This window comes from Bacteroidota bacterium (assembly GCA_016706865.1).
GTDB lineage: Bacteria > Bacteroidota > Bacteroidia > Chitinophagales > BACL12 > UBA7236.
Genome location: JADJIS010000003.1, coordinates 1,257,704 through 1,279,194, shown reverse-complemented (window position 1 = coordinate 1,279,194; position 21,491 = coordinate 1,257,704). Strand labels below are relative to the sequence as shown.

The 21,491-nt window shown below is 34.9% G+C and carries 17 protein-coding genes; 2 read left to right on the top strand and 15 right to left on the bottom strand.

The window, feature by feature from the left end; genetic code table 11:
* The 5 genes from IPI31_14870 to IPI31_14850 all read right to left on the bottom strand — a co-directional run bounded on the left by IPI31_14870 (position 1) and on the right by IPI31_14850 (position 5,337).
* Entirely contained in the window at positions 1–909 is a 909-nt protein-coding gene (locus IPI31_14870) for a methyltransferase domain-containing protein (GenBank protein ID MBK7569100.1), read from the bottom strand.
* An 8-nt stretch (positions 910–917) separates the two neighbouring features.
* Complete coding sequence (locus IPI31_14865) at positions 918–1,160, bottom strand: 4Fe-4S binding protein (GenBank protein ID MBK7569099.1); 243 nt, start codon at positions 1,158–1,160, stop codon at positions 918–920.
* A 2-nt stretch (positions 1,161–1,162) separates the two neighbouring features.
* Positions 1,163–2,332, bottom strand: coding sequence for an NAD(P)/FAD-dependent oxidoreductase (locus tag IPI31_14860; protein MBK7569098.1), 1,170 nt, complete (start codon positions 2,330–2,332; stop codon positions 1,163–1,165).
* A gap of 219 nt (positions 2,333–2,551) precedes the next feature.
* Complete coding sequence (locus tag IPI31_14855; protein MBK7569097.1) at positions 2,552–3,457, bottom strand: T9SS type A sorting domain-containing protein; 906 nt, start codon at positions 3,455–3,457, stop codon at positions 2,552–2,554.
* 716 nt (positions 3,458–4,173) lie between these two features.
* Complete coding sequence (locus IPI31_14850) at positions 4,174–5,337, bottom strand: IS4 family transposase (GenBank protein MBK7569096.1); 1,164 nt, start codon at positions 5,335–5,337, stop codon at positions 4,174–4,176.
* Positions 5,338–5,592: 255 nt separating this feature from the next.
* Here IPI31_14850 and IPI31_14845 point away from each other — a divergent pair, with 255 nt between their 5' ends.
* The gene (locus IPI31_14845) at positions 5,593–7,755 is read left to right on the top strand and encodes an alpha/beta fold hydrolase (protein ID MBK7569095.1); all 2,163 of its coding nucleotides are present in this window, start codon (positions 5,593–5,595) and stop codon (positions 7,753–7,755) included.
* 395 nt (positions 7,756–8,150) lie between these two features.
* Here IPI31_14845 and dinB read toward each other — a convergent pair whose 3' ends face one another.
* The 5 genes from dinB to folK all read right to left on the bottom strand — a co-directional run bounded on the left by dinB (position 8,151) and on the right by folK (position 12,946).
* A complete protein-coding gene (gene dinB, locus IPI31_14840) occupies positions 8,151–9,317 on the bottom strand; it encodes a DNA polymerase IV (GenBank protein ID MBK7569094.1) in 1,167 nt (388 codons plus the stop codon).
* Positions 9,318–9,403: 86 nt separating this feature from the next.
* Complete coding sequence (locus tag IPI31_14835; protein ID MBK7569093.1) at positions 9,404–11,131, bottom strand: hypothetical protein; 1,728 nt, start codon at positions 11,129–11,131, stop codon at positions 9,404–9,406.
* A 100-nt stretch (positions 11,132–11,231) separates the two neighbouring features.
* Entirely contained in the window at positions 11,232–11,651 is a 420-nt protein-coding gene (locus tag IPI31_14830) for a hypothetical protein (GenBank protein ID MBK7569092.1), read from the bottom strand.
* A 32-nt stretch (positions 11,652–11,683) separates the two neighbouring features.
* Positions 11,684–12,316, bottom strand: a complete 633-nt coding sequence (locus IPI31_14825) for a deoxynucleoside kinase (GenBank protein MBK7569091.1) — start codon at positions 12,314–12,316, stop codon at positions 11,684–11,686.
* A gap of 123 nt (positions 12,317–12,439) precedes the next feature.
* Positions 12,440–12,946: a 2-amino-4-hydroxy-6-hydroxymethyldihydropteridine diphosphokinase gene (folK, locus tag IPI31_14820; GenBank protein MBK7569090.1), complete on the bottom strand. Its 507-nt coding sequence runs from the start codon at positions 12,944–12,946 to the stop codon at positions 12,440–12,442.
* Between the two features lie 93 nt (positions 12,947–13,039).
* On the opposite strand from folK, the gene sppA reads away from it, so the two are divergent.
* Positions 13,040–14,815 (top strand): signal peptide peptidase SppA, encoded by a 1,776-nt coding sequence (gene sppA / locus IPI31_14815; GenBank protein ID MBK7569089.1) that lies wholly within the window; start codon positions 13,040–13,042, stop codon positions 14,813–14,815.
* A gap of 430 nt (positions 14,816–15,245) precedes the next feature.
* Here sppA and IPI31_14810 read toward each other — a convergent pair whose 3' ends face one another.
* From IPI31_14810 to IPI31_14790, 5 genes are read right to left on the bottom strand one after another with little or no spacing between them, the layout of a single operon-like run.
* Entirely contained in the window at positions 15,246–16,580 is a 1,335-nt protein-coding gene (locus tag IPI31_14810; GenBank protein ID MBK7569088.1) for a DUF58 domain-containing protein, read from the bottom strand.
* Positions 16,577–17,560 (bottom strand): MoxR family ATPase, encoded by a 984-nt coding sequence (locus tag IPI31_14805; protein ID MBK7569087.1) that lies wholly within the window; start codon positions 17,558–17,560, stop codon positions 16,577–16,579. The genes IPI31_14810 and IPI31_14805 overlap by 4 nt, the downstream gene beginning before the upstream one ends.
* A gap of 6 nt (positions 17,561–17,566) precedes the next feature.
* Positions 17,567–18,904, bottom strand: a complete 1,338-nt coding sequence (locus tag IPI31_14800; GenBank protein MBK7569086.1) for a hypothetical protein — start codon at positions 18,902–18,904, stop codon at positions 17,567–17,569.
* Positions 18,901–19,560: a hypothetical protein gene (locus tag IPI31_14795; GenBank protein MBK7569085.1), complete on the bottom strand. Its 660-nt coding sequence runs from the start codon at positions 19,558–19,560 to the stop codon at positions 18,901–18,903. The genes IPI31_14800 and IPI31_14795 overlap by 4 nt, the downstream gene beginning before the upstream one ends.
* A complete protein-coding gene (locus tag IPI31_14790; protein MBK7569084.1) occupies positions 19,557–21,422 on the bottom strand; it encodes a stage II sporulation protein M in 1,866 nt (621 codons plus the stop codon). Before IPI31_14790 ends, IPI31_14795 begins: the two co-directional genes overlap by 4 nt.
* Positions 21,423–21,491 lie beyond the last annotated feature (69 nt).

Sequence of the window (21,491 nt, the reverse complement as noted above, 5' to 3'; positions counted from 1 at the left end):
TTATTTTACAATTATCCAAATGGTTAATATCAGGAGCAAACCTATTAAGATCAGCACGGTAATTTGATATTTATTTAATTTCTCCTGATAGGTGGATGAATGGTTTTTATCCTTTCTGAAAATATTGGTAAAATAACCAAAAAGTGCAACCGGAATAAAAATAAATCCCGCCAGCGAACCTACCAATACGCGCCAGAAAATTTGTAATGGTCTGAAAATCGATTTTTTTTCTTCGGATACATTTATCTCAGCATGGAAATTTTCACTTCCATCCACAGGTTTAATACCTGAGATTGCTATTCCGTACTCATGTTTACTTTTATACCATTGAGGTTTTATATATTTTATTTTTATTTCTTTAAATCCTGCCGCTCTATACCAGTTTAAATATTCTTCTTCTTTAGGAAATAACATCCAGGTATTTGCCAAAAACCTTCCCAATTTATTTCCGGGTTCCAAAGGACCAATCATTAATGCAGTTCCACCTGGTTTTATTACGCGTATCGCTTCCAGTATTCCCTTTTGCGGATCTGGCCAGTATTCTATACTTCCAGCAGATACATATCGGTCGAATGTATTATTTGCAAAGGGTATATTTTCTGCATCACCTAAAATAAATGTACATCCTTTAAGATCAGATTTTTGTTTTGCTTTTTGCATCTGATGCGGACTTTGATCAATACAGGTAATTTGTTGTGGTGAAATTGATTTTGTTATTCCCTGTGTGGTGAAGCCTGTACCGGAACCAACATCAATTACGGTTAATTTTTTATCATTTAATAATGCCAGCTCAAGACTTTGATCGCGCATATATTCTGTCCAGAATAAAGGGTTTACATATTTATCGTAAAAAATAGATAAAAACCTGTAAAACCAATATGCTTCTTTTTTATGTTGGATGAGTCTCATGTGTAGTTTTACCTTGGATTTAATTGTATAAATAAAGGATCGTTGGGTATTGCCGATTCCTTTAAATGAATAATTGTACTCACAGGGCAAATTATTTCGCAGGCCATACAAGCAATATCACATGGAGTATTAACTGCAATAGTATTAAACGAAGTAACAAAACCCGGCACCTGTGGACATACTGCAATACAGGCCCCGCAATTGATGCATGCATTCCATCCAATTTGAAAGATCACTGATTCATGACTCATAATTATATTTTTTTATATTCCGATTCCGGACTGAAATAATTCGACATGGTATCGTATAACATTTCATCTCTTTTTAATACTTCTTTGGTATTAAAAATAGTATGTTTTACCTCATATAATTGCCACATTTTATTTCCCATGGCAGATAACCATCTGTCCTGATATTCTTTTAAATTTTCTTTGGATGTTTGTTTGTCTGATTTAATTAATTCCGCCAAAAATTCCCCGGCTATTTTTCCTGATGCCATTGCAGTGTGAATGCCACCACCGGTTATCGGGTTTACATGTCGTGCAGCATCTCCAACCAATATTAAATTATCGGCATACTGAATATTTAATGGAGCTGCCAATGGAACTCCTCCACCTTGAATTTCCAATATTCTTGCATTTTTAAAACGATCTTTAAAAAATGATTCTTTCATAAATTGATCGAGATACCATTGTGCATTTTGTTTGGCGAGTGTTCTTGTAACTCCTAATCCGATCTCTGCATATCCATTCCCTTTTGGGAATACCCATGCATAACCACCGGGTGCCCATTTATCGCCGGTAATAATTTCTAATAATCCGTCCGTATTTACACCATCAACAACAAATTGTAAACAGCTTGCCAGTTCGGTCAATTTAATATGAGTATTTAATCCAGCCCATTTTCCAACCTGAGATTGCAGTCCATCTGCACCTACAATTACTTTGGTATTTATTTTTATTTCTTCATTAAATCGTCTAACAGTTAAAGTGCAGGTACCATTTTTTTCGGGTGTATAATTCAGTCCCTCTGATTTTAACCAAACATCTACATGTTCGCGTTCTGCGATGGTCATTAAATATCGATCAAAACGCCTTCTGTCAACTATAAAACCTAATGGTTTTTTGAGTTCACCATATTCATCTGGTTTTAAGGTTCGGTAATCAATAGTGCATTTAGTTCCATTTTCATTATAGATACCAAAACCATAGATCTTTTCCTGAATAAATTCATCATCTGCAGCAATTTCTACATTTTCTAAAGCATTAGCGCTAATTGCACCCGAACATTGAATTGGTGCTCCCAATTCTTGTCGTTTATCTATAAGAAGCACACGCAGTCCTTTTTTAGCGGCGTAACGGGCAGTGGTAGAACCGCCAGGACCAGAGCCGATAACTACAATATCATAATTTATAGGGTACATGACTTACGTTAATCTATGCAAAATTGTACCAATACATACGTAAGTTTTCTGCACCTAGGATTATATAACCTTGAATACCAATGGTAATCAGCATTTAATCTCATAAATCGTGTAAGATTTTTACGAATTCCGGCAGGAACTAAAAATTAATCGCAGATGAGTAAATTTATTCCATTTTTATTGGGGATAATTTTCCCCGTTAATTGCTATAAGTATAAATTAATGTGTCACGTTTACACGAAAAACCTCTTTGTGATCATTATTTAACAAAATTAAAATGTACATACCGGAGGGGAGATTCTGCACATTAAATTGTTCAGTATAAACTCCTGGTATCGATTCATTTGTACTGAAAATATCCGCTATTTTTTGACCGTTGATATTAAAGAAAGTCAGTATGGAAAGTCCTTCTTCTGCGATGGTATATTTTATATTGATTTGATCTCGGGCTGGATTTGGAAATACCAATAAAGGTAATTCTACCGGGATTTCCGGAATTAGGGGAGTGATGGGTGTAGTGTCAATTTCGTGGTATATTGTTCGTGTTACAAATCCCATCCCTCCGGCCCAAAGTTGTCTGTCATATTGATCGCTATTTCTTGAAATAACAACTACGTCCAAAGCAATAGGTGTAGAGTCTCTCTCAAATATTTCAATAATTGGAACCTCTTCATTTACATATTTACCAATCGAATTTGTTAAAATATTTTGCACTTCTGGTAAATCCGTTTCTCGTGTAATATTTACATCCTCAAAAAAAGTATTTTCAATATTGGTTTTAATAATTTCATGTTCTTTTTCATCACAGGAAAACAAAGTGGTTCCAAAAACGATGAACAAGGTAATAGTAAACAAAAAATTATAACTATATCTCTCCGGTTGTTTGTAAATTAAACTTACCGGTTTATTAATGAGATCGGCATTTACTTTTCCGCAAACCGACTGCCCTTTATTTTTAATTAAAAATGCTGCAAGCTGATCACCATTTAATTTGGAAAGATCATGTACAACTTTATTACAACTATTACAAAATGCACCCTTTTCATGTGGTAACATATTGTCCCAATTTTCACTGCAAGCAGAAATTTGTGGTTGTATTACATTTAATTCGAAACGGGTTTTCATAAGTCAATGGTTTAAGGTTTAATAATGAACGCAAATTACCCGCCCTCCAAATACCATATGTCAGCAAAAAGTAAAATATGACATAGGACATACGACATATGACATATGACATAGGACATAGGACATACGACATATGACATAGGACATACGACATACGACATACGACATATGACATAGGAAGTAGGAAATAGGACAATTTTCGATTGAAAATTCAAGTTTCTATTTTAAACTATCCAAAGCTTTAAATAGAAATCACACTAAAATTCGAAGGAAATACCTCCAATGCTACAAACTGCGACTGCGACTGCGACTGTTTACTTTTCCAATTCGAAGCAATAATCATTCAATGTTACAAACTGCCCACTGCCCACTGTTGACTGTTTACATTTCCAATTCGAAGCAATAATCTCCAATGTTACAAACTTCCCACTGCCCACTGCCTACTGTTTACTTTTCCAATTCGAAGCAATAATTATCAATGTTACAAACTGCGACTGCGACTGCGACTGTTTACTTTTTATTTCGAAGCAATAATTATCAATGTTACAAACTGCCCACTGCCCACTGTTGACTTTTTACTTTTCAATACGAAGCAATAATCTCCAATGCTACAAACTGCGACTGCGACTGCGACTGTTTACTTTTCCAATTCGAAGCATTAATCATCAATGTTACAAACTGCCCACTGCCCACCACAGGTGTTCGGAAGATTGCCATCATGATGTATTAAAGAGGATTTTTTTCGCCTTCTCAGGATTTCCATCGCAAAGGTAAACTAGGTCTATAGCCACTAGTTTTTCCATTTCTTGCACAAAGCGTTGCTTCATTATTTTGTATCCTTTATGCCCATTTGTCTTTTTATATACTATAATTAGTATCGAAGCGATCAGTGTTACATATAATATACTTCTGATTCCATTTTCACTTCGATTTAATAAATGGCTTAAATTTAGTTCTTGCTTTAAAAATTTAAAGAAAACTTCTATATCCCAACGTTGCTTGTACAGCGCATAAATTTCCTCCGCACTTAGGTCAGGGATATTCGTTATAAAACGCAACACTTCACCGGTTTTATTTTGTATTGTGTGGATGCATCTAAATGGTATTTCTGTTTTCCCATTTCTTTTAAATAAATGAACCCAACAATCTGATTCGATGGTCAGTTTTTCTGTTATAATTTTTTCCTTGATAAAATTTTCACTTATAATTTCAAGGTTACTATTGGCAAACAACAGAGTGACAAATGGTATCTTTTTTTTAGAAAGTTCTTCAAAGGTATTTCGGCCAGAAACACCTTTATCAAAGACTCTTACCGCATTTTCATTCGACGGTTGGTGCTCCAGAACCGCTGCTCGAAGTGCAGTATTTTCCGGAACAGGTATGGAACCACTATAGACATCTGCACTAATGGGTATTTCCGAAAAACCAATTGTAAATTTTAACTGGTTTAAATAGGCAGCAGCACTACCCTTTATTACATAACCACATTTTAATAACTTTCCGGATGCAGTTATAATTGTTGAATCAAACCGTAATAATTTCGAATGTTCTTCGCCAATAATTGATCCATATAATTCAACACATTTATTAAATAATTTTTCAAAATATCGATAGTCCATTGTCTTTATACGTTCACTGATCGAACTGTAACGTATACTCGATTTCGTTCCTTCCTGATTCAAAACATTGAATGCCAATGTTTCATAGGCAGACTCCATGCCTCGTAAACTATTGTCCTTATTACTTACAATACTATAGATCAGAAGTTTAAAAAGAATCTCGCCTTGTAATTTTTTAGAATATTTATTGACCCCGGTCTCAAGGGCCAGTTCTTCTAATAAAGAGTCTGGTAGCACCTTTAATATGTCGCCAATAAACATATTTCAAAAATCTAACATAACTAGCTGATGTACAAGTAGTTTGTACACAAAGGGAATGTTGATTCAGTTTCTTCCGAACACCTGTGCACTGCCCACTGCCTACTGTTTACTTTTCCAATTCGAAGCAATAATCTCCAATGTTACAAACTACGACTGCGACTGCTAACTGCCACTGCCACTACCCACTGCCACTCCCCACTGCCACTACCTCCTACCAACTCCCCAATTTTCCCTATCTTTCGCAAAATTTTAGAAATGAAAAGGATCATACTTTCGACAATAATTTTATTTTTATCCGGATTGGCAATTGCCCAGAACGGAATGATAAGCGTAGATGATATTTGGACAAACTATTCTTTCTACCCGGCCGGGATAGACGATCTGCGCAGCATGAACGATGGTTTACACTATACACTTAATGAAAATGATTCCGCTATTGTTAAATATGAATATGCTACCGGAAATAAGAATGGCGATGTATTTAATGTAAATCAAACTGGTGGAGCCGTAACAAATTTTGCAAATTATGCTTTTAATGATGACGAAACTGCATTGTTGTTAACCACAAGCATGAAAAAAAGATATCGTCACGCAACCTATGATGAAAATTTTGTGTATGATATTAAAACGAGAAAAACTACTAAACTTTCAGATAAAGGTTTACAGATGTATGCTGATTTTGCCCCGGCTGGGAATAAAATTGCTTATGTGATAGATAATAACTTGTATTATAAGGATCTGAATTCCAACACTGAATTTCAGGTGACTACAGATGGCAAATGGAATTATATTATTAACGGGGGAAGCGATTGGGTTTATGAGGAAGAGTTTGTTTTAGTACGTGCATTTGAGTGGAGCCCTGATGGAAGTAAGATCGCATTTTATAAATTTAATGAAGAGAAGGTTCCACAATTTGATATGATGACCTACAAGGGAAAATTATATCCTGAAAATTATGAATTCAAATATCCAAAGGTAGGGGAGAAGAATAGTATCGTTGAAATTTATATTTATGATATTCCTTCCAAAAAAATACAGAAAGTTAATATCACAAAAAGTTATGAATATATTCCGAGAATTAAATGGACGAACGATGGTTCTGCACTTTGTGTATTCACGATGAACAGACTTCAAAACGATCTGGAGTTGTTTCTTGCAAATCCAGCCAACGGAAATACAACGAGTATGTTCCGCGAAACAGCGCAATATTATCTCGAAATAAATGATGATCTCACTTTTTTACCAGATAACAAATCTTTTATATGTCGCAGTGAAAAAGACGGGTGGTATCATCTTTATCAATATGATATGACCGGCAAATTAATAAATCAAATAACAAAAGGGGAGTGGGATGTTACTGCTTTTAAGGGTTTTGATGAAACCTCCAATACCATTTATTATATGAGTACGGAAGGTTCTATATTTCAGCGTCATCTCTATGCTGTTTCTTTAGATGGGAAAAAATCAAAAAAATTAACTGATAAAAATGGGATGAACTCTGTTGATTTCAGTACAGGATATAAATATTTTATTAAAACAAATAGCAGTATGATGGTTCCTGATCATATTTCACTTTGTGATAATTCTGGAAAAGAAATAAGAATGTTGGAGGATAATAAGGCACTCACGGAATATTTATCCACGCTTAAAGTTAAAAAACCGGAATATTTTACATTTACTACAACAGATGGTGTCGAATTAAATGGATATATGATAAAACCTTTTGATTTTGATGCGAATAAAAAATATCCTGTATTTATGACACTTTACGGTGGCCCCGGATCACAGGAAGTAATTGAAGGTTACGATGGATTTAATATGATGTGGCATCAGATGTTGGCACAAAAAGGATATATTATTGTTTGTGTTGATAATCGTGGAACAGGGTCAAGAGGAACGGCATTCAGAACTGTAACTTATGGACAGTTAGGAAAATACGAGACCGACGATCAAATTGAAGCTGCAAAATGGCTTGCAAAACAAAAATATGTTGACGGATCACGAATTGGTATCTGGGGTTGGAGTTATGGTGGTTATATGTCGAGTTTATGTATTACAAAGGGTGCTGATGTATTTAAAATGGCAATTGCAGTTGCACCTGTAACCAACTGGAAATATTACGATAATATTTATTCCGAAAGATATATGGGCACCTTAGAATCAAATCCAACTGGTTATGATACCAATGCTCCCATGTTTTATGCAAATCAATTAAAAGGAAAATATTTATTGGTGCATGGAACCGGTGATGATAATGTGCATTTTCAAAATTCCATTGAATTAATAAATAGTCTCATAAAATACAATAAACAATTCGATCTCATGGCCTATCCCGATCGCAATCACGGAATTTCCGGCGGCGGAGCCCGATTACATCTTTATACTTTAATGACGGATTTTGTTCTCGAAAACCTTTGAAGGGGACACGGGACATGGGACAGGGGACTTGACATAGGACATGGGAAAATTGATCTAGGACTTGGCTTGATTTAAATTTGAAGATTAATTTATAGTTGGAATATCTTCATGGATGATATTTTTTTTGATCTAATGTTTAGCCTTTATTTTCCTTTACATATTTCTTCTATCTTCAGAATTAGAACCTAAGATGTTGGACAGTGGACCTAGTGGTTTTAAATTAAAAAATTTTAATGCTAAAATAAAATTAATGGAAGGAAATAAAATTTTCAAACCAAATCGATTACCCCCTTTTTCAAACCTTTACACACCTTCCTTCCTTTTTTCTTCCTTAGAACCTTCCCCTTCGAATCTTCGAATCTTCTCCCTTCGAATCTTTAATAACCCTTCGAATCTTACTCATTGGGTTTGCCATTAAACGGATTAAAAGCTCTATCTCCGGTATTTATAGTCTTGGCCCTATGCACAGTTTTGTTACCGTATTTTTTATTTATGGCATCCAGTGCTTTGTAGAGGTTGATATTTTCTTCTGTATCGTTGAACATGTCAATTTGTTGCTGACCATGCATTAAATTACTGAAGCGCACACCAATTAAACGAACAGCTCTTTTGGTATCAAACATTTTATGTAATAATTCTTTTGTTTTCGGAATTAGAATATTATCTGAAGCAGTTGCCGTTAGGGAGCTTTGTTGGATAAATGTTTCAAAATTGGAATAACGCATTTTAATTGCAACGCAACTTGTAAGAAAATTTTCTTTGCGCAATTTAAAACTTAATTGTTCTACCAATGAAATTACATAGGTCTCTAAATACTCAGCATCAGTAATATCCTGTTCAAATGTGTTTTCTGAGGAAATGGATTTTCTGTCGGTGTAGGGAACAACCGGGTTATTATCAATACCATTAGCCTTGTTCCACAATGCGATCCCCATTTCTCCAAATTCTTCCTGTAACTTTATGATATCAAAATCCTGAATATCTTTTACCATTTCTACTCCCATTGCTTTTAATTTCGGATAGGTTTTGTCTCCAACTCCGGGAATTTTTGTGATATGTAATTTGGAAAGGAATTCTTTTTCTTTACCTGCTTCTATAAATAAGAAACCGTCCGGTTTGGCTTCGCCGGTTGCTATTTTGGCGACCGTTTTATTGGTAGAAAGACCAAACGATATTGGTAAACCCGTTTCATTTTTAATTAATTCACGTAACTCTTTTGCAAGTTTAAAACTTCCAAAAAAAGTATCCATACCACTCAGATCAATATAAAATTCATCTATCGAAGCTTTTTCTAGAACCGGAACACGGTCAGCAATAATATCGGTAACTCTTTTGGAATAATCAGCATAATCATAATAACTACCGGGAATAAAAATTGCATCGGGGCATAATTTTTTCGCCGTCATCGACGACATGGCACTGCGCACTCCGAACTTGCGAGCTTCATAACTGCAACTTGCAACAATTCCCCTTTCTGCAGTTCCTCCAACAATAACAGGTTTACCTTTTAAAGTCGGGTCTTTAATTACCTCTACCGAGACAAAAAAAGAATCGAGATCCATATGGAGTATTGAACGGGACAGAATGAGTATTTAGGAGTTAGTCTTTAGTAGTTAGATTAGTAGATCCGGAGTTTATAGATTAATTATTAATTGGACATTAATCTTCCCACAGGGTATCGGTTATGGGATTTTTCGTGATAAATGGAATTTTCATAAACAAATCGCAATTGAGCCCAGGCACTAGCGGCAAATTCGGGATCTGCTTTTTGTTTCTCTGTAAGTTTGGCTTTTAATTCGGGATCTGTTTTGAGTAATTCCGCCGCTATATCTTCAAAAACATAATCGCTGAACCATTCTTTTTGCATTAAAATTGCATCGAAAAATCCCCAGGCAAAAAACGAATCCGGTGCCTGTGGTTCCAGTGTTTGAACGATATAGTTATTGCTCGTTTGATTTACGTAAACCAAAATGTCGCCTTTATAATACTGTAATTTTTGAATCTCCTTTCTTACTTTTATTTCACTGTGCAAGTAATGCCCTTCAAACGCAGCAGATGTATTTTTAAGATCTTCAATATAATAAACTTCCACTTCCATTAATGAATCCTGTTCCAATGGTTTCATAGTTATTTTATTTAGTGATAAACGATCAATTATATCACGCCAGGCTTTTGGAATTACATAAGCAACGGGAGCTGTAATCAAAAGATTCGCTGTATAGGTATCATAAAAAGGAATATTTTTTTCATACGGTTCATTCCTGTCGTAATATAATCTCTGCAACCCGCTTACCTCACTTGTTTTATATTTTGCTTCATATCCTTTAAATAGAAATAATTCTTTATTATTCATGTCAAGTTCCCAGTTAATTGCAAATTCGTTTGCATTTTTACAATTATTTTTTGCCTGCTCTCTAATTGAAATTATTTCTGAGGAATGTGTATTCGTAAATTCAATATAAACTTTTAATAATTCATATGTTGATTCCACGCGTTGGGGATATGGTTTTAACATATGTGTTTCCGGCATAAAACCCAGTGTATTAAATAATGCAGTATATCCGGTTGAATATCTTCCCAGATCTAAAAAACCACTTATTCCCTCATCAGGTGTTCTTTTAATTTCATTGATATAAGGACACATCGGATATCCTGCCTCTGCAATTCCGGAATATATTTCAGGAAGCATATTTTGTTTTAGATAAGTTCCTAAGGGCTCCTGTAATTTGGAATGTTGGGTTGCGATCAGCGTCATCACATATTGATAATCAGCACCGTTACTTACATGTGTATCAACAAAAATATCGGGATCCCAGGTTCTGAATATTTCCGTAAAAGATTGTGCATTTAAACTTTCACATTTAATAAAGTCGCGATTTAGATCATAGTTTTGTGCATTCCCCCTGAAACCAAATTCCTCCGGTCCATCCTGATTAACTCTTGAAGTAGAATTTCTATTTAAAGCGCCATCAATATTATAAACCGGAATTATACATAAAACAACATTTTTTAGTTGCTCGTTTAAATCTTTTGCTACGGATAATTCATTTAGTAATTTAAGACAAGCATCAATACCATCAGGTTCACCGGGATGTATTCCATTATTAATGAATAAAATGCTTTTCCCTTTTGCGCGAATACTATCAGGGTTGAAATCTTTGCCAAGATCTACAACTATCAAGTGGAGTGGTTCAACACTGTCGGTGGGTCCGTATTCCAATAGTTGCATATATTCCCAATTATTTGCAAGGGTTTTATAATGTGTTATTATCTCGTTGTAATGCGGAGTTTTATTAGATTTATAAAGTTCTGTTATCTGAGTATTTGCCATATATATTGTATTTAAAAATGCAATTAAAATTAATCCTGATCGCATACCGGAATTTTAGGCTAAGTTAATTAAATCCATGCTTTTTTAAGCAAAAAAAAACCTCCCGGTTTAACCGAAAGGTTCACAACGTGTGGTCTGATTAGAATTATTTTAACTGCATACCATTATCTATATCAAATAACAGTTTGATCTTTGTGCAGCTTTTTGTTAAATCCTTTGTAACTATATACACAAAATCCTGGCTGTAATTGTTTTCAATGGAATGAACTTCCCAGTTGCCTTCGTAATAAGCGTAATTCACCACTTTTATAACGTGAGTTCCTTGAGTGGTGGTCACTTTAACAGAATTTTTTTTGGACTCTTTTTTTACTGAAGAAGTTCCGGCCAGTTTCCCGTCAATATACACTTCGGTCTTATTGTCGTGGTCGTAGCCATCTTCAATGTTATCAAAGCTGAATTTCACTACAATTTTAGCTTTTTTCCCTTCCGGAGCAGGGGAGTTTCCTGCAAAGCTGTAATTCATTAATGCAACGATTGCGAACAAAAAAATCAGTGGTTTTCTCATATTTTTTTTTATTTTATGTGTAAAATTAAACATTAAATTGTATACCTGTGAATTCCGGGTTCGTGTTGTTTATCGATTAAAACCAACATTTTCTGAAAATCAGCGTCCACAGCAACAAAATCTGCATTACTTACATCCAAAATTAGTGTGGTTTGATCTGCAAATCTTTCAAATTCGTTCAGATATACTTCTTCGATCTTTTTAAGGTATTCTTTTTTTACGCTTAATTCAAATTCTCTTCCACGTTGATAAATATTGGATACCAACCGATCGAGATTTGAATGAAGATAGATCACCAGATCGCTTTTTAATACCTTAGGATTTAAAATATTGAATATCTTTTGATACAACCCATATTCTGCATCGTCTAAATTTACTTTGGCGTATAATAGTGATTTGGTAAAAAGGTAATCGATAACAAATATGTCATTTATATTCTCAGCTTCAGTCAATTCTGATTTTAATTGTTCGTATCGTTCGGCCATAAAAAACATTTCCATGCCAAGTGCATAGTCTTGTTGTTTAACAAAAAATTTCTGTAAAAATGGATTGTCTGCAAAAGTTTCTAAAATCAATTTTGCATTATATGCAGCTGCAAGTTTTTTTGCAAAAGATGTTTTACCCGAACCTATGTTTCCCTCAACTGTAATAATTCTGCGTTGCATATATTTACTAGTGAAATGCGAGTGTCAAAAATACAGTAAAAAATTTGAGTGGAACATTTATTTAAAATAAAAAGTTCATTTTCTCAACGAAAAAAGAATAATTGGAAAATTTATCGCGAAAAATTAAAATTGATAAACCACATCAACAGGATTAACGGTTAAAATATCATTACATTCCTGATATAATTCGTTAATTGTTTTATGCAATACCGGGTGAATAAAATCACCGGCAATTTCTCTTAATGGCTCCAAGGTGAATTTTCGTTGGGCAATATGAGCATGTGGAATTGTTAACACAGGCGATTCGATCGCAAATTGGTCGAAAAATAAAATATCTATGTCGATAACTCTTGGCGCCCATTTCTCCGCATTGTCCCTACCCAGTAAGAATTCCACCTGTTTTATAAGGTGCAAGGTTTCCAAAGGCGAGCAAGGAGTTGCAATTTTAACCGCCTGATTATAAAAAAGTGGTTGATGTGGCTTACCCCATGGTTCTGTTTCAAATACATGAGATTGAGCATCAACCCGCCCTATGAACATTCGTATAGCGGCAGTAGCCTTAGAGAGATTCTCCGTCCGGTTACCTAAATTTGTACCTAACAATAAGTAAGCAATATGTTCCGTCATCATTGGCTGTGAGGAGTTGATTACGAAATTAAAACGTTTCAGTTCGAAATATAGTGCTAATTTAATAAAAAAAAATAAAAATAATTAAAATTTATTATGAAAGAGTTCTTCCGTTCCTTTTTTGCCTCCCTTTTGGCCTTTTTTGTCTTCTGTTTGCTACTATTTTTTATAATAGCAGGGATAATTTCCGGTGTTTCTCAACAATTTGACGCGCCCAAAACCAGTGTGAAACCCAACACTGTATTGCGTATTAACACAAACTACGCAATTGTTGAACAAACTCAAACAGGAATGCCCACCGGTTTGGGACTTCTTGGAATCAACGATGATCAGGGTATGGGACTTAATGATATACTTATCAACATTAAGAATGCAGAAACCGATGATCATATCAAGGGAATATATCTTGAATTAGGTCTTAACCAAAATGCATATGCCACTTTGCAGGAAATTCGCGATGCTTTGGAGGATTTTAAAAAGAACAGTGGAAAGTTTGTGATAGCCTATGGTGAGGTTATTTCACAATCGAGTTATTATCTCGGTTCCATTGCCGATAAGATCTATATGAATCCATCAGGCGCTATCGATTTTAAAGGATTAAGTGCGCATCTTACTTTTTATAAAGGCACACTGGATAAACTTGGTGTTAAAACACAAATTTTTTATGATGGAAAATTTAAAAGCGCAACGGAACCTTTTCGTTCTGATAAAATGAGTGAAGAAAACAGATTGCAATTGGAAGAATTTTTAGGAGGATTATTTAATGAAAATTTAAATGAAATAAATTCTTCCAGATCGAAATCAATTGAACAATATAAATTAATTGCCGATAGTTTGCTTGCATGGCATCCGGAGGAAGCTGTTCGTGTGGGATTAATTGATGAATTAAAATATTTTGATGAAGTGGAGACTGATCTTAAAACAAGATGCGGTTTGGCAGAAGATAAAGAATTGGAATTTGTAACAATGAAAGATTATAAAACATCTTTTAAACATAAAAAGAATGCAGATTCTGATGGAACCATTGCAATTGTATATGCAGATGGAACAATTGTAGATGGCAAGGCAGATAATGGTTTTTTAGGTTCGCAGAATTTTACGGAAATGATGCAGGAGGTAAGAAATGACAAAACAATAAAGGCAGTTGTTTTGCGTGTAAATTCACCCGGAGGAAGTGCTGTTGCCAGTGATGTGATGTGGCGCGAAATTGAGATCACTAAAAAAGTAAAACCTATCGTAGTTTCTATGGGCGATTATGCTGCAAGCGGAGGTTATATGATCTCCTGTAATGCAAATAAAATTTATGCCCAACCAAATACCTTAACAGGTAGTATCGGTGTGTTTTTGATCATCCCTGAAATTTCGGGATTTATGAATGATAAATTAGGAATTACATTCGATACTGCAAGCACTTCACAGTATGCCGATTTTCCATCCCTTACAAGACCCTTTTCAGAACGTGAAAGATTTATTCTGCAATCAGGTGTTGATTCCACATATCTTAATTTCAAACGTATGGTTGCAGCAGGTCGCAATATGACCGTTGAACAAGTGGAGGAAATTGCGCAAGGTAGAATTTGGATCGGTGCTAAAGCAAAAGAGATCGGACTAGTGGATGAAATTGGTGGTATCGACGAAGCTATAAAAGGAGCTGTGGAATTGTCCGGTTTAAAAGCATATGAAATTTCCGAATATCCCAAACAAAAACCCAGCATACTCGATGGTATTATCACCAATTTAACTGAAGAAACTGCTGCATCCGTAAAAGCAGAACAACTTGGAATTTTATATCCGCATTATGTTGCTGTTACCGAATTGTTGAACAGGCCGGTAATTCAGGCAAAATTGCCGTATGAGGTGGTTATAAAATAAACGTTCTGAGTTCTGAGTTTGATGCCGTGATGCTTTTGCTTCTAAGGAGAAGAAGAGTTATGAGTAATGAGTAATGAGTTTTAATCCGAGTAGGATCATAATCAGAACCCAGAACTCAGAACTCAGAACCCAGAACTCAGAACCCAGAACTCAGAACTCAGAACCCAGACATATCGCTCCGAATCCACAGCGTTCCCTTCGGGTAACACTGTGGGGACACTCTTGCGGGTTGTTGAACTCAGAACCCCGAACCCAGAACCCCGAACTCAGAACTCAGAACCCCGAACTCAGAACCCAGAACCCCGAACTCAGAACCCAGAAACCAGAACCCAGAACTCAGAACCCAGAACTCAGAACCCAGAACCCAGAACTCAGAACTCAGAACTCAGAACCCAGAACTCAGAACTCAGAACCCAGAACCCAGAACTATTTAAATCAACCCTCTCGATTTTAACTCAAGGTATTTATTGATCGTATTAATCGAGAGATCTTCCGGTGTGGATATAATAGTTTGAATCCCGTATTTGGTGAGTTCTTTTCGGATGAGACTTTTTTCTACTGCAAATTTTTGTGCAATGGTGGTGAGATATACATCTTCGAGATTATGTGCATCTTCTTTTGCATAAGTAGTGATCTCCGAATTTTCGAAAAATATTACTACCAGCAAATGCAGTTTATTTAATTTTCTAAGTATGGTTACCACTCTTTCAATTGCGAAAACACTTTCGAAATTGGTGTATAAAAATATTAAACTGCGCACTCTTATAAAATTGCGGATATGCAGATATAACAATTCGTAATTGGCTTCGTTAAATCTTTCTTTTTCGTTGTATAATGCTTCAAGAATCTTTCTTAACTGTACGTGGTGTTTATCAGGACTCAAAGTAGTGCCAATTCTATCGGAAAAGGAAATAAAACCAACCCGATCCTGTTTTTTTAATGCGATATTACTGATGGTTAATGTTGAATTGATCGCATAATCAAGCAAACTCAGATTGTTGAAAGGCATTTTCATCGTTCTGCTTTTATCTACAATGCAAAAAACCTGTTGTGAGCGTTCGTCTTCATAGTGATTAACCATAAGCTCTCCAACACGGCCCGTTGCTTTCCAATTTATGCTTCTGATATCATCACCCCGTACATATTTTTTTATTTGTTCAAATTCATAACTATGACCTATCCTGCGCATTTTTTTAACACCCTGAAAAAAACTGATGCGCGACATCGTTTTTAATTCATAATTTTTCATTTGCAAAATGGAAGGATAAACCTTTGTTGTTACATCAGCGTCGAATATAAACCTTCTGCTTATGATGCCAATTACAGACTGCGCAAAAATATTTATCTTCCTGAAAACATACTCACCGCGAATTACCGGACGCACCATATAATCTATGCGTTTTTTTTCGCCGGGACCAATTTTCATATCAATGGCAAAATCGCGTTTTTGCAGTTGGTATGGTAATTCATCAATGATATGTAAATCAAGAGGAATAGCTGCGCGACTTAAAATTGTAATGTGAACTGCATTTTCATCACTGAGCGAAAATACATTACTCAATCTTCGTTCTGCTTTAATTTTTGTGTTTGGGGAGAATAATAAAATGAGATCCACAATAATAATAGCTCCAAGTAATATCAAAGCAGCCTGGGCAAAATAAAATATAAAACTCACCGAAAAGCTTACGGCAAATAAGATCGCTATTATTCCTAGTGCAACAAATAATCTATTGGTGACGAATATTTTACTTATACTAAATTTCATCGCGGCACGTCAATGGTTTCAATAATGGATTTAATAACAGATTCACTGTCGTATCCTTCCAGTTCTTTATCCGGAGTAAGAATAATTCTGTGGTTCAAAACAGGGTAAGCAACAAAATGAATATCATCTGGCGTAACAAAATTTCTTCCATTCATAGCAGCTACAGCTTTTGATGCTTTCATAATATTCAATGATGCACGGGGTGAAGCACCAAGAAAAAGATCGCCGTGATTTCTTGTTTTGAAAACGATGTTTGCAATGTAATCCAACAACTCATCCTTGATATGAATTTTTTCAACTATTTCTCTGCAAGCCTTTAATTGTTCTGTTGACATAACTGCATTTACCGAATCTTTTTGGCGATTGGTAAAATCTTCCTTAAATCGGTATAAAATTTGTTTTTCCTCCTCCAGCTCAGGGTAGGAGATCTTAATTCGGAATAAAAATCTATCTAATTGTGCTTCCGGTAATTTATATGTTCCTTCCTGTTCTATCGGATTTTGGGTTGCAATTACAAAAAATGGAAATCCCATGGCATAGGTTTCGCCATCCATGGTAACTTTTAATTCCTCCATTACTTCTAACAAGGCGGCCTGTGTTTTTGCGGGAGAACGATTAATTTCATCTATCAAAACAATATTGGAAAAAATAGGGCCTTTTTTAAAATTAAATTCGGATGTTTTCTGATTAAAAACACTGGTTCCCAAAACATCCGTAGGCATAAGATCGGGAGTGAACTGTATACGTGAAAAATTCGTGGCAATTGTTTTAGCCAATAATTTAGCAGTAAGTGTTTTTGCAATTCCGGGAACGCCTTCAATTAAAATATGTCCGCCACTGAATATTCCCGCAATAAGCAGGTCTATTAATTTTGATTGCCCAATAATCACCTTGTGCAATTCGTTGCGGATCGCATTAACAGACAGTGTTATTTGCTGTAACTCAGGTGAAATTTCCGGACTGAATACATTTTCTTCCATATGATTTTATTTACAATTTTTATAAAAATGTTCTAATAATTTGTGAAGTTCAATTAGATCGTTATCTGTCACGTCGTCGGTATTATCAATATATTTTGCATGTTTAAAAATGGACTGAATACTATTGGCACCGATCTCCGATTTCATTACCAGTTTTTGTATGAATATCTCGTCGGGCGTGTGGGTTGCCAACTGATATTTTTCGTTAATAAAATGCAGAAATAGTTTAATTTTTTGTAGAGCAAGCTGTTTATGGTTTTTTCGGATGTAATACATTCTTCCGATCGTTTGGACAAATTCCAGCGATTTATTTTCATTTGGTTCCAGAACCGGAATTGATTGTTGCATTCGTTTGGTTCTGAAAATAATAAATAATATTAACGCGATCAACATTACATACCAGGCCCAGCGCAGGGAAGTTTGCGATAAAATGAATTTCAGTGGCCCTTCCTGTTGTTGTTCATTATTTTGAAATTCACTGTTATATGTTGTTTTAGAATATTCATCCCAAATAATATCACCTGGTTCCAGGTAAGATAATACTTTGGAAGTATATTCAATATTGTTTTTTTCTACCTGAAAATAATTGCTGAAGACAATTGGATTGCAGTGAATATAGAAATTCCCTTTTCCAAAAGGCACCTTTATTAAATCACAAAAATTACCGGAATAAATACTTCCTAAGGCCTGATGGTTTACAATGGATTTCTGAAAGGCAGGCAAAAAATAATTCCAGTTGTAATTTACAATTTCTTCGGCTATCTCTAATTGAAAGGTATAAGAGGAATCTCTAATGAATCCGGGTTCAAAAAAATTCAATCCGATCTTGGTGGTGGAAAAGGTGGAAAATGCATACGGATCTTCCGCGTAATTTTCTTCCAGATAAAATGCAGAATCACCAAAATTATCTAAATAATACACGGTATCCTGCGATAATATTTCACCATTCGATTGCAAAAGCACTTCTGAAGATAAGTTTTCCGGTAATTGATTAAGCGCTATAAATGCATCATTACCATTACTCACAAATGTTTTTAAGATCTCAAAAAGAGAGTCAGTATAATATGGATACTGTCCTACGAAAATATAATTTTTGTGACCATCTGCAGTTGCTGTCAATTGTTCACCGAGATCATTATTTACCTTTTCAAATTTCTTGCCCGGAAAATAAGATTCCAGTAATTCACTTACCACAGATGTGCCAAAAGGTTGATCACTGGATTCAATGTAAGTTTCACTCCAAATATAGGTATTACTATTAGTGCGCAGAAATGCCAAATAAACGACCAATAGTACCACTACTATCCCAACAATTCCGATCAATATTGCAGGTCCTTTTTTCAATTGCCGTTTTTAAGTTCTTTAAGGAGATCGATATAAGAGGTACGGATCAAATTAAATTGAGACTCTCCCAATGTTTTTTCTCCATACCAGATAAATTCATACATGATAGTATTATTACTGAGACGAGGGTAGGAGGGATGTTTACTAACCTCCGCCAGATAATCCATATTTGTTTTATTTTTTTTCCATTCAATAAAATTCTTATCGTGTAATATTTTTAACAGCATTAAATAATAGATGCGGATCGCAAGTCTGAAATCGCGGTTTTCCAAAGCCTCCCGAAGAAATCTTTCGAGATCTGTTTCCATAGGCCTTTCATCAAGTTCATGCAAGGTAGTTTTTTGTACTACATCCACTTTTTTGTTTCCGAATAATCCTTTACCAAAAAGTTTTAATAATATAAATACCAATAACGCTGCAATTAAAATAAATCCGATCACCTGAGCCAGTTGTTGTGAAATAGGTAAATTAAATGAAAAGTCTCTTTCTTTTACCTCTTTTGGTTTTTCCTCTTCCTGTTTTTTCTCGTTGTAAGAAAGTCCCTCCGTGGCTTTTTCCCATTCTGATCTGTCAATAGGATGATAAGCAGGAGCGTTTTGTCCATAAACTGCAGAAGAAGAAATACAAATAAATAATAACAGTATTTTCACCCTCATGCGGCTCCGGATTTATTTGGTTTAAATTCAAGTTTCTGAATTCGTGTGCGCAATTCACCCGCAGTGCCAATTTCATAAAAACTGTAATATAAAATGCCCATATTTATGGCTACCATACAAATTTGAAGAAATACGGTGGCTATCAATATAAAAGTAACACTAATGTCCTGCACTGCTTCATAGATAAATGGGTCAAATGGAATATTCCATTTTATCAATTCAATATTAAAATAACAAATAACGGAATGTGCCATCAATGATACCATAATACTTAATAACAACAATGGAAGATACAATAATTCTATGGTTAAAAAATTCCGGAAAAAATAGCTGATTGAATTAAAGAGATTAAGGGAAACGGTGTTCTTATTCACCATATCGGCGAAAATAAAAAATAAGGCAGGTAAAACTAAAAAGAAACAGAAAATAAAAAATCCGGAATCACTTAATAATATTATATGCATTATCGACGATAATATGAAAATGAACCAACCTCTTTTTACTAAGAAAATCATAAATCCCTGCAGCCTAAAGTGCAGGTTCTTCATTTTTACCAGTTGAATTATATAGAAACATAATGAACTAAGTATGGTAAGGGATAAAATATTAATGGCCATCAGAACATAGTTCCCCTGATGGTCTAACAGATCCCGAACATCTCTCACCGCTTCAAAAATACCACTGAACTGATCGAAATGGATTTCATGATATACTTGGGCAAAGGTTGCAACTTTCCAAAAGTATATCGCCGTATAAAGTGCTGCCGTACTAAATATTGTGATCAAAACAGGTTTAATGAATTGTCGCAATATCATAAATCCTTCGGCAAAAACTTCTCCGTTATTTTTGATCTTATTTAAATTAAATTCCAGGGTCTTATCAGCAGGAATTTCATCGGATCTTCTGTTTGTGTTAAATCCGCTTTTTGCTTTTCTGGCAGGATAGATCACAAAATAAAATATCATAAAGGCAAATTCAACTATAATTAATAATGCTCTGATGTAATTGGGAGTGTCGGTATGACGTGTTAGAAAACTTTCATTAATTCCGGCAAGTACAATTATGGGAGCAATTCCTAAAAATATTTGTACAGCACGCATACCATTAATACGAAATGATTGCATTCGTGTAAATGTGCCGGGAAAAAGTAACCCTCGCCCAAGTGTTATACCAGCTGTGCCTGCAATTACAATTGCCGATATTTCGAGAGCCCCGTGAACCCAAATGGTAAGAAATGATTCCCAAAAAAGTCCCTTTTCAATAAAAAAATACTGAAAAGCCCCCACCATTATTCCGTTGTAAATAATAAAATATGCAGTGCCTAATCCGAAAAATATCCCGAATATCAATGTTAAAAAAGAAACTCTTAAATTATTAAAGGTGATCGCGAAAAACATATCAAATTCATTCATCTCTTTATACACCTTCATCGGGTCGCCACTTTTGATATTTTCCTCGGTCATATTGATATACGAATCTCCCAAAATAAATCTAGAAAATTCCGAATCGTGCATACTGCTGAAAACACCAATAAAAAAAGAGATCATGAACAAACAAAAAGTAAATAACAATTGCCACCGCGCAGCATGCATTCTTTGTGGTAATTCATCTTTCCAGAAGGTAACTAATTTCCTTCTTCTGCGAACCTTGTTTTTATATATAGAGTGGAAAACTTTTTGCGCAAGATTGTTCAAATAAATTTTTACAGATCTGTTGGGATAATAAGTTCTGGAATAACTGAGGTCGTCGGTTATTTGAATGAAGAGATTACTCACTTTTTCAGGATCTTTCTCCGATTCGAATTTTTTTTCAAATTCGTCCCACTTTTGTTTATTCTGATCTATAAAACTGGTTTCTCTCATGTGGTTTCCAATATCGCGGTAAATATATACGTTTCTATTATAGTTTCCATAATTGTTGATTAGAGATAA

Excerpts from the sequence above, each read along its gene's own strand:
- IPI31_14870 (MBK7569100.1), bottom strand. The coding sequence starts at position 909 with ATGAGACTCATCCAACATAAAAAAGAAGCATATTGGTTTTACAGGTTT.
- IPI31_14865 (MBK7569099.1), bottom strand. The coding sequence starts at position 1,160 with ATGAGTCATGAATCAGTGATCTTTCAAATTGGATGGAATGCATGCATC.
- IPI31_14860 (MBK7569098.1), bottom strand. The coding sequence starts at position 2,332 with ATGTACCCTATAAATTATGATATTGTAGTTATCGGCTCTGGTCCTGGC.
- IPI31_14855 (MBK7569097.1), bottom strand. The coding sequence starts at position 3,457 with ATGAAAACCCGTTTCGAATTAAATGTAATACAACCACAAATTTCTGCT.
- IPI31_14850 (MBK7569096.1), bottom strand. The coding sequence starts at position 5,337 with ATGTTTATTGGCGACATATTAAAGGTGCTACCAGACTCTTTATTAGAA.
- IPI31_14845 (MBK7569095.1), top strand. The coding sequence starts at position 5,593 with ATGAAAAGGATCATACTTTCGACAATAATTTTATTTTTATCCGGATTG.
- dinB (MBK7569094.1), bottom strand. The coding sequence starts at position 9,317 with ATGGATCTCGATTCTTTTTTTGTCTCGGTAGAGGTAATTAAAGACCCG.
- IPI31_14835 (MBK7569093.1), bottom strand. The coding sequence starts at position 11,131 with ATGCGATCAGGATTAATTTTAATTGCATTTTTAAATACAATATATATG.
- IPI31_14830 (MBK7569092.1), bottom strand. The coding sequence starts at position 11,651 with ATGAGAAAACCACTGATTTTTTTGTTCGCAATCGTTGCATTAATGAAT.
- IPI31_14825 (MBK7569091.1), bottom strand. The coding sequence starts at position 12,316 with ATGCAACGCAGAATTATTACAGTTGAGGGAAACATAGGTTCGGGTAAA.
- folK (MBK7569090.1), bottom strand. The coding sequence starts at position 12,946 with ATGATGACGGAACATATTGCTTACTTATTGTTAGGTACAAATTTAGGT.
- sppA (MBK7569089.1), top strand. The coding sequence starts at position 13,040 with ATGAAAGAGTTCTTCCGTTCCTTTTTTGCCTCCCTTTTGGCCTTTTTT.
- IPI31_14810 (MBK7569088.1), bottom strand. The coding sequence starts at position 16,580 with ATGAAATTTAGTATAAGTAAAATATTCGTCACCAATAGATTATTTGTT.
- IPI31_14805 (MBK7569087.1), bottom strand. The coding sequence starts at position 17,560 with ATGGAAGAAAATGTATTCAGTCCGGAAATTTCACCTGAGTTACAGCAA.
- IPI31_14795 (MBK7569085.1), bottom strand. The coding sequence starts at position 19,560 with ATGAGGGTGAAAATACTGTTATTATTTATTTGTATTTCTTCTTCTGCA.
- IPI31_14790 (MBK7569084.1), bottom strand. The coding sequence starts at position 21,422 with ATGAGAGAAACCAGTTTTATAGATCAGAATAAACAAAAGTGGGACGAA.